Raw genomic sequence first — 8,820 nt, 5'->3', positions numbered from 1 at the left:
GAAATTGAGTCGTTCACAGTAGTCAACGATCAGGGTTTTATGCTGACTAAAGCTGGTGATATTTACATGAGTTCCAAACCCTTTGATGACCCACGTCTTGAGCCTGGAGGAAGTGGGATTGACTATTCCTTCACGACAAGACGCGGAGTGTTGCAAACCCACCATATGCGTCCAGGTTATGGTGGAGGTAAATGGGGAACAGAGTATTCGTCATGGAACTCTTTTTCTGGCCCTAATCATTGGACTACAGACACCTATAGAAGAAATTTTCAGGGTATCCCCAATAAAGTGCCCGAAGTCAAAAATTATACCGGCTGGGATCATATGCGCTGTGACCCAAATTTAGGGCTGACATCAAAATAAAATAGTGCGTTTGCGAAGCGTCTCGCTCACAGCGTGCGAACATTCTGCTATCAGGGAAGGTATAAGTGATGAAAGGTGTCATTCGCCTAGGCGATCCCCATACACACGGCGGCAACGTCAGCTCAGCGTCTGGGGCATTATTTGAAGGTAAACCAGTGATGTTAGCCGGTGATACCGTCAGCTGTTCTCAGCATGGCACAGTGCCAGTGAATCAGGGGCATCCGACCTGGAAAATGAATGGTAAAGCCGTGATTGTGGACGGCTGTGTTGCGCAGTGTGGATGCACCGTCAAGACGACCCTGCCGAACGCCGGAGCGCAATGATGAACTGGCATCTTCCGCAGATGGTCCGCAACGCCTTACCCAAACTTCCTGCCTGGTGGTGGTGGCTGGCGATACCGTCAGCATGTGTCGCACTCGCTGCTATCGCGTTGTTTTTCACCTGGCCGGTTCAGCGTGGATTTACCAATCTGCGATTTTGGTTCTGGCTGTTGTTGCTGCCGTTATTGGCCTCCACTGCGGTGATGGCCTTTGTGCTCAGTGCGGCGTTGCAGGTCCGTCGTCAGACTGAATGGCGACATCTGTTTATTGACCGCACGTATGCCCACTGGCAGCACTGTGGACGCAGGTCTCTGCGGCTGGTTGCATTCCATTGTCTGACGCCTGAAGCCGACGTGGCCAGCCGTACCCTCGGCCTGGAGGGTATGCCACCGCAGGCACCGTCTAAATCCGAAAATATTATGCTGACCGTTCCGGTCTTGATCGGTGAATCACCGCTCAAAAGTGTCATCATCCAAACGCTGACGCCAATGCACAGCGCCTTACGTGCCCTGCCCGCCGTGGAGATATGGCTTTATGGTAATGTCGACGAAAAGCAGGCGGTCCCGGCCATAGAGCATTACTGGAATCAACAGCTTAACAAGCGAATTAATCCTGAGAATGTCTACCTGCAGGATAAGGTTCCTGACGCCACATTACTGCATGCCTGGTGTGATGAAGACATTTCCGTTCCGCGACTGGTGATTGCCCTGCATCTGCTTGACGGCAAAAGCCAGGCCAGTGCCAGCTGCTCCGCCCTGCTCTTCCAGAGGTCTTCCGGGCCGGTGATAAAAGCCCCGCCTTTCCGCCCGGTATACCTGTTCCGCCCGCTGGTGACTCAATCGCACGACCTCGATGCAGACTTCCCGCAATTTCTTGCCACCGGCCAAACCGATGCCAAACGTCTGAGCCATTTGTGGGATGCCGGGTTGCACAGCCGGGAGCGCGGCGCCCTGCTGGCCTTGCTCGATGAACACGACGTGATGCTGCCGGCACAGGGGCGTCACGATCTGTCCCTGCTGTTAGGCCCTGCGAGTCCGGCCTCCTTCTGGCTTGCCCTGTGCCTCGCGGCGCAGGGATGCGATTTAGGCCAGCGCGGCCAGCTGGTCGCCGCACAGTCTGAGGAGTCCATCAGCCTGGTTCAGCTCAGCACCCAGCCTGCTGCGCCCGTGGACATGCCTGCCGATACGATTTCACGCTATCCGCTGGCCTATCTGGCGGGGATCGTGGCCGTGATGCTGGCTCTGATATTACTCCCCGCCGATCGTGATACGCAGATGGGCATGCTGCCCTGGCTGGGTGGCGGACTGGTGGTTGTCGCGGCCTTACTGAGTTTCTCTGTCCCTCTGGCACTGCGCTTATGGCGTAAGCGGCTCGATGTGGAATGGCACCTGCTGGAACAACAACGTCATGACTAAAAGCCTTCACCTGATGCTGGTGGTGATGCTCGCCCTGGCCCTGAGCTTTCTGTGGCTGAACGCGGACGGAGAAACCCTCACCCACGGCGTGGCCTGGTGGGCAACCGGCGTCATCCTGCTGAGCTATTTTCTGCTGGCCCGCTACGCCTTCGCCCTGGAATTGCTCGATTTTAACCGCCCGCCCGGGACACAGGACGATGCGCGCATCACGGCGTTTGATACCCTGCGTTTCACCCTGCGTCACCGCTATGGCTGGCACTGGAAGCACAAACAGCCGTGGCTTTTGGTCACCGGTGAGGCAGAGGTGGTGGAGAAAGTCGCCCCCGGCCTGACGCAGGCGCGCTGGCAGGAAAGCCAGAACGCCGTCCTTATCTGGTGTGGCGAGGCCGATGCGCTGGATTTGGCCGCCGTGACGCAGCTGCGCGACATTCGCGGGCGCCGCGCCTTTAACGCCGTGCTGTGGGTCACCGATGTGACGGCTGCGCCGCAATACCTGTGGACTACGCAGCCGGTGCCTAATCAGACGCTGCCGGCGGGCAACAGCGACACCGTCTATCGGCAGTTTATCGCGCTCGGGCACACCCTCCGCTGGCGTCCGCCGGTGTTTGGCGTGTGCCTGAGTGAGCCGCAGTGGGAACAGGACGACCGCCCGGTGCAGAGTATCGGCTGTCACTGGCCGGCGGGCACGCCGGTCTCACTTGACGACCAGCTCAGTCAGCTTGCCGCCACGCTCATCCCGCAGGGCATTGCGCAGCTGAACGAGAACAAACGCTGGGCCTGGCTGCTGCAGCTGTCAGGGGATCTGAAACACCACACCGGCGCGTTGCTCAGGCAGCGTTTTCAGCCGTGGCTCGGTGAGCATCAGCGCGTGCTGGCCGGCGGCATCTTCTTTATGCCTGCTGCCCCTGAACCGGCTTCTGTTCAGCAACGCTCCCACGCCTGCTATTTGTCCCCCGCCTGGAACGGCGTGATCGCACAAAGCCGGACGCAGCAGGGTCGCCGCGACCACCTGTCCAACGGTGACAAGCTGGCCATCGGCACGCTGACGCTGGCGGGGCTGTGGGTGCTGGGCATGGGAATATCTGCCTGTGCCAACCGCACGCTTATCGCCGACAGCCAGGCGCTGCTGCAGGCGACCCGCACGCCGGCCCCGATGTCCGACACGCTGACCCGCAGCGTAGCCCTGCAGGACAACATTGACCGCCTGCTGTGGTGGCAGCAAAACGGCTCGCCGTGGCTGCACCGCTTCGGCCTCGATCAGCGCGATGCGGTGATCGAGGCACTGTGGCCTGCCTATACCCGGCAAAGTCAGGCGCTGCTGATAACGCCTATGGTTAACGTGCTGAAAGACCGGCTGCAGGCGTTTGTGTCCCTGCCGCCGGGCTCTGCCGAACGACGTCTGGCCGGGAAACTGGCCTATCAGCAGCTAAAAGCTTACCTGATGCTGATGCATCCTGAGCACGCCGATCCGGCCTTTATGCAGCCGGTGCTGTCTCCTCTGTGGACGGTGCCGGATGGCGTGGCTCCCGGAGAATGGCTGGCCCGTTCAGACAAACTGCTCGGCTTTTACCTGCAGCAACTGCCGCGCCAACCGCAGTGGAAGCTGCCTGCCGATGACCCGCTGGTGGCCAACGTGCGCACTATTCTGCGCAGCCAGAAAGGCATCAGCAACAGCGAAAACGCGCTGTATCAGCAGGTGTTGCTGAGCGTGTCGCCGCACTATGCCGACGTCACGCTCGACAGCCTGCTCGGGGAAACCGCCGGCGGTCAGCTGTTCTCCACCGATGACACCCTGCCTGGCATGTTCACCCGTGAAGCCTGGGAGGGAGAGGTCAGCGACGCGATTGATAAAGCCGCTGCGGCACGCCACGTCACCTCCGACTGGGTGCTGGATGATAAAGGCGAACAGCAGCTGCTGACCAAAGACCAGCTGCAGTACCGCCTGACCGAACGCTACTTTGCCGATTACACCAGCGCCTGGCTCAATTTCCTCAACAGCATCCGCTGGAACACCAGCGACTCGCTGAGCACCTCCCTCGATCAGCTGACCCAGCTGGCCGATGCCCGTCAGTCGCCGCTGCTGGCCCTGAGCCGCACCCTGCGTTATCAGGGCGCGGCCGGTCAGCATCGCGAAGCAATGGGGGACTCCCTGCTGAAATCGGCACAAATGCTGGTGTCGAAAACCACGCCGGACGCCGGATTTGCCGGCGGGCGCAATGACCCGACCCGCGTGCTGAGCGAGACCTTCGCCCCGCTGCTGGCCGTGTTACCGCCGGAAACCCCGGCGGCAGGTGAAACGCCTGTGGCACAGAATACCGCCGTCGTTTCCGTCAGCAACTACCTGCTGCAGGTGTCACAAACGCGATTACAGCTGATGCAGGTGGCCAATGCCTCAGACCCGCAGGCAATGGCACAAAGCCTGGTCAAATCCGCCTTCAGCAACGGCGACACCACGCTGTCGCAGGGCCGTCACTACGCGCAGCTTCTGGCGGCTAGCCTGGGTGGCGAATGGAGCAGCTTTGCCGACGCCGCGTTTGTCCAGCCGCTGGAACAGGCGTGGAACGGCGTCATGGCTCCGGCACAGCAGGGGATCAACAGCGCCTGGCAGGTACAGGTGCAGAACCCGTGGCAGGCGGAATTTACCGGACGCTACCCGTTCGATAACACCAAAAATGACGCGGATTTCACCCAGCTGGCTCACTATCTGACGCCGGATACCGGCCTGATTGACCAGTTTATTACCCAGCAACTGGCCGGCGTGCTGGAAAAACAGGGTGACAGCTGGGTACCGAATCCGCTCAACACCCAGGGAATGAGCATCAACCCGGACTTCCTCAGCGCAGTTAACCAGCTGAGCCAGCTCGGCCGCCGCGTCTTCCCGCAGGGTAAACCCGGCGTGACCTTTGAGCTGCAGATCCGCCCGACGCGCAACGTGGTGGAAACTGACCTGCAGATAGACGATGCCACCCTGAAGTACTTTAACCAGCTGCCGGGCTGGCAGACGTTCCGCTGGCCAGACGCCGCCAGCGATCATCCACAGGTGTCCCTGACGTACTCACCGGTCGCGGCATCGGGGAAAAGCGCCGACGCCTTCCAGAGCTATTTTCAGGCGGACGGCGGCTGGGCCTGGCTGCGTTTACTCGATAAGGCGCAGGTTGAACAGCTCGACAGCAGCCGCTATCGCCTGAGCTGGCAAACTGTCACCAGAGAGACGCTGAACGTGGTGTTACGCACCCAAAGCGGCGGTGGCCCGCTGGAACTGCTGACCCTGCGACGCTTTACGTTGCCAGCCCAAATATTTAACTCTCCGGGCATGGCCACGGACAATGCGGAGGACACAACGCGCCATGACGCCCAATAATTTGCAGCGACTAAGACGCGGCACCGCGCTGTTATTACTGCCCTTACTGATAAGCAGCTGCGGCCTGACGCAGCACGTGGGCAACGGCGCCTCTTCGGTCGCAGAGGCCCTGTTCTACCGTAAAATAGATACTCTGCACCTGAAGCTGACCTCCCGTGCCGCGCTCAACAGCAACGAAGGCGGCGAGGCGCTGCCGACGGTGGTGCGCGTTTATCAGCTCAAAGACCGTAAAACCTTTGATACGGCCAGCTACGCCGCCCTGCTCAGGCAGGACAACACCGTGCTGGCCGCTGACCTGCCCGACCGGCAGGTTGTCCAGGTGATGCCGGACGCAGAGGCGACGGTGGCCGTGCCGCTGCATGCCGACGCAAAGTTTGTCGCCGTGGTGGCCCTCTTTATGGCACCGGATGTCACAAACAACACCTGGCGGCTGGTTCTCGAACGCAATGACCTCGATGACAGTAAAGACCGGATCGTTGAGCTCAATGACAACCGGCTGCAGCTCAGGAAAAATCAGTAATGGAAGACAATTTCTTAAAATATTTTGACGGCGAAATGCGCTACCTGAAGGAAGCCGGGCTGGAGTTTGCGCAAGAATTCCCGGAACTGGGGCGGGCGTTAGGTCTGGACAGCAGTCCGGTTCCGCGCGATGACTCGGTGGAGCGGTTGTTTCAGGGCTTTTCGCTGATGATGGCGAAACTGCGGCAGAAGATTGATGACGATATTCCCGAGCTCACTGAGCCGCTGCTCTCGCACCTGCTGCCGGTGATCAACCGCACCCTCCCCTCCACGGCGATTGTCGAACTGACACCGGCGGCGCCGGAGCTGCACGTGCGTGAGGAAATATTGCCTGCTGAGAGCGATCTGTTAACCCGGCCGTCAGGCAACGCCCGTCAGCGTTGTATCTACCACACGACCCGTGACCTGCAGATGCATCCTTTTGCACTCGACAACGTTTCGTTATTCACCCTGCCCGAAGGCCAGCAGGCGCTGAAACTGCGCTTTACCCTGCCCGCCCTCACTGAAATCCGCCGCGCCGACTGGCAGAACATCAGCCTGTACCTCAACGGCGACCGCGTGCTGCAGTCGGCGCTGTATCTGGCTCTCAGCCGTCAGGTAAAGCGGGTGAACGTGCGGTTCTGGCAGGAATCGACAGAGCTGATGCAGGTAGACGTGCAGTTTTTGCCGCGCTGGCAGGCAGAAAACGACGCCTCAATCTGGCCGGAAAGCGACAGCCCGGCACTGTGCGGCGAGGTGCGCCCGTGGCTGGAGTATTTCACTTCCCCTGAGCGATATTTCTTTATCCAGCTGCGCGGACTGGAAAACCTGACCTTTCCGGCCAACACTACCTCCTTTGATATCGAGGTGACGCTCAGCGAACGCTGGCCGTACGATTTAGCCGTACCGCCGGACGCCATCCGCATGCACTGCGTGCCGGTGATTAACCTGTTCCGTCTGCTGGCCCAGCCGCTGTCCGTGACCACCGCGGTCAGTGATTACCGCCTGCGGCCACACCGGCTCAGCGACGGCAACACCGAAATCTACGCGGTTAATGAGGTCGCGGAAGTGACCGAAGACAACGCCGAATTCAGCTACGTGCCCTACAGCCAGTTTCGTCAGAAAGGCGGGATGCTGAAATACGCTAAAAACTGGCCCGACCGTTATTATCACACCCGCATGTACCGCGGAACGTCCGGGCTGAACGAGACCATTTTAATGCTCGGAGGCCGCACTCACGAGGCGCAGAACGGCCTGAAAATGCGCCTGAACATGACCTGTACTAATGGCGCCTGGCCGCGTATGGCGTTGCAGGAGAGCGTATTCGACGGTGAGACCGCCCTGGGTAATCTTGAGCTGAAGTGTGCCACCCGCACGCGTCCCTCCATGCCGCATTACCCGCCGACCGCTGAACTTTACCAGTGGCAGGTGCTGTCACTGCTGCATCCGCAGGCCATCGCCGGTCTGATGGAAACCGACACGCTGCGTCACGCGCTCAGCCTGCTGGACTGGACGCATGACCCGGACAATGCCCGACGCATTGCGGGCATTACGCAGGTGAGCTATACGCCGTCTCACTACCCCGCCGAAGGCTGGCACGGCGTGGCTATCCGCGTAACGCTTGATGAACATCAGTTCTGTGGCCAGGGCGATGCATTGCTGTTTTGCGAAATTCTGGAGCAGTTCTACACCCAGTACGCCGATGTCCGCCGGTTCATTCAGCTGACGGTGACGCTCAGTCAGTCCGGGATACAATGGGCATGGCCGGAACGCCGCCTGACGCGGGTGCTGTTCTGATGATGCCAGATGATTTTGATGACCATGCTAAAAAGAAAGAGAACGTCCTGAAGGAATTCTGGCGGGACAAGGACGGTAACGACCGGGTGCACGCCTTTAACTTCTACCGTTTCTGCCAGTTGCTGGAAAAACAGCTGACCGGGAGTAAACCGCCTGGCAGCACCTTCTCGCCGAAAAACGACGCGGTGCGTTTTCGCCCGCATCCCGGGATGGGATTCCCGGTCAGCGAACTTAAAGCCGTAGAAACGAGCGAAGAACGCCCTGATGCGCCGCCGACGGTACGCACCACCTTCATGGGACTGTACGGCGTGGACTCGCCGCTGCCGACCGGCTACATCGATGACATCGCTCAGCAGCGCGAAGGTCACGAGGCACTGGAAGCCTTTTTAGACATCTTTAACCACCGGATGATGATGCAGTTTTACCGAATCTGGAGAAAGTACAGCTACCCCGCCACCTTTGAGGACGGCGGTACCGACAAAACGTCACGCAGCCTGATGGCCCTGACCGGCATCACCGACAGCGGCGACGTGCCCGCCTCGCGTTTACTGGCATTGCTACAGCCGCTGGTCAGAACTACCCGCACGGCGGAAGGTATCACCAGCGTGATCCGCACGCAGGCACCGAATACGCAGGTCACCGTGAAACCGCACATAGTGACCCGGATGCTGGCAGGCAAACGGGCGAGATTCTCGTTTTCAGAGCAACAAAAGTTAGGCGATCATCTGGTTCTTGGCAGTCATACGGAGGACGCCAACTATTGCATCGGCGTGGAAATGTTTACCGAAGACGCGGCTGAGGCTAAAGGCTGGTTGCCAGGCGGCCAGCTGCGGGAAGACGTGTTTACCCTGCTGCGCGTGTACCTGGGGTGTGATTACGACGCCAGCCTGACACTGACGATTCCGATGAAGCTCGCACCGCTGCCACGCCTGGGTGACCCTATGCTGATGGCGGGGTATAACGTGGTGATGGGGTTACGGGAAGATAATCTGGATGACATGCCGGAGCAGGTGATAATGAAACTGGGTAGGATCAGGGCTAAGAGATAAAAAGGCCGCTGCATCAC

General features: G+C 59.7%; 6 protein-coding genes and 1 pseudogene. All 7 read left to right on the top strand.

Translation table 11 applies throughout. The features are described 5' to 3' along the window. Positions 1-363 (top strand): annotated as a pseudogene (locus UC15_RS05210) (hypothetical protein); the annotation flags it as partial. Between the two features lie 68 nt (positions 364-431). Further along, positions 432-686: a PAAR domain-containing protein gene (locus tag UC15_RS05205; protein ID WP_112287446.1), complete on the top strand. Its 255-nt coding sequence runs from the start codon at positions 432-434 to the stop codon at positions 684-686. After that, on the top strand, positions 683-2,098 hold the full coding sequence (locus UC15_RS05200; protein WP_232829819.1) for a hypothetical protein: 1,416 nt from the start codon (positions 683-685) through the stop codon (positions 2,096-2,098). The genes UC15_RS05205 and UC15_RS05200 overlap by 4 nt, the downstream gene beginning before the upstream one ends. Beyond that, positions 2,091-5,459 carry an ImcF-related family protein gene (locus UC15_RS05195; RefSeq protein ID WP_112287444.1) on the top strand — a complete coding sequence of 1,123 codons (3,369 nt, stop codon included), beginning with the start codon at positions 2,091-2,093 and terminating at the stop codon, positions 5,457-5,459. The genes UC15_RS05200 and UC15_RS05195 overlap by 8 nt, the downstream gene beginning before the upstream one ends. Continuing rightward, on the top strand, positions 5,425-5,979 hold the full coding sequence (tssJ, locus tag UC15_RS05190) for a type VI secretion system lipoprotein TssJ (RefSeq protein ID WP_232829818.1): 555 nt from the start codon (positions 5,425-5,427) through the stop codon (positions 5,977-5,979). The genes UC15_RS05195 and tssJ overlap by 35 nt, the downstream gene beginning before the upstream one ends. Beyond that, positions 5,979-7,754, top strand: a complete 1,776-nt coding sequence (tssF, locus tag UC15_RS05185) for a type VI secretion system baseplate subunit TssF (protein WP_112287442.1) — start codon at positions 5,979-5,981, stop codon at positions 7,752-7,754. Before tssJ ends, tssF begins: the two co-directional genes overlap by 1 nt. After that, positions 7,718-8,803, top strand: coding sequence for a type VI secretion system baseplate subunit TssG (tssG, locus tag UC15_RS05180; protein ID WP_112287455.1), 1,086 nt, complete (start codon positions 7,718-7,720; stop codon positions 8,801-8,803). The genes tssF and tssG overlap by 37 nt, the downstream gene beginning before the upstream one ends. Positions 8,804-8,820: the final 17 nt, after the last annotated feature.

Origin of the sequence: Rahnella sp. AN3-3W3 (assembly GCF_003263545.1) — a bacterium.
Lineage (GTDB): Bacteria > Pseudomonadota > Gammaproteobacteria > Enterobacterales > Enterobacteriaceae > Rahnella > Rahnella variigena.
This window is presented reverse-complemented; position numbering and strand designations above follow the sequence as displayed.

Bases quoted from the DNA above. Each gene is read 5' to 3' on its own strand.
- UC15_RS05205 (WP_112287446.1), top strand. From the start codon at position 432: ATGAAAGGTGTCATTCGCCTAGGCGATCCCCATACACACGGCGGCAAC.
- UC15_RS05200 (WP_232829819.1), top strand. From the start codon at position 683: ATGATGAACTGGCATCTTCCGCAGATGGTCCGCAACGCCTTACCCAAA.
- UC15_RS05195 (WP_112287444.1), top strand. From the start codon at position 2,091: ATGACTAAAAGCCTTCACCTGATGCTGGTGGTGATGCTCGCCCTGGCC.
- tssJ (WP_232829818.1), top strand. From the start codon at position 5,425: ATGCGGAGGACACAACGCGCCATGACGCCCAATAATTTGCAGCGACTA.
- tssF (WP_112287442.1), top strand. From the start codon at position 5,979: ATGGAAGACAATTTCTTAAAATATTTTGACGGCGAAATGCGCTACCTG.
- tssG (WP_112287455.1), top strand. From the start codon at position 7,718: ATGGCCGGAACGCCGCCTGACGCGGGTGCTGTTCTGATGATGCCAGAT.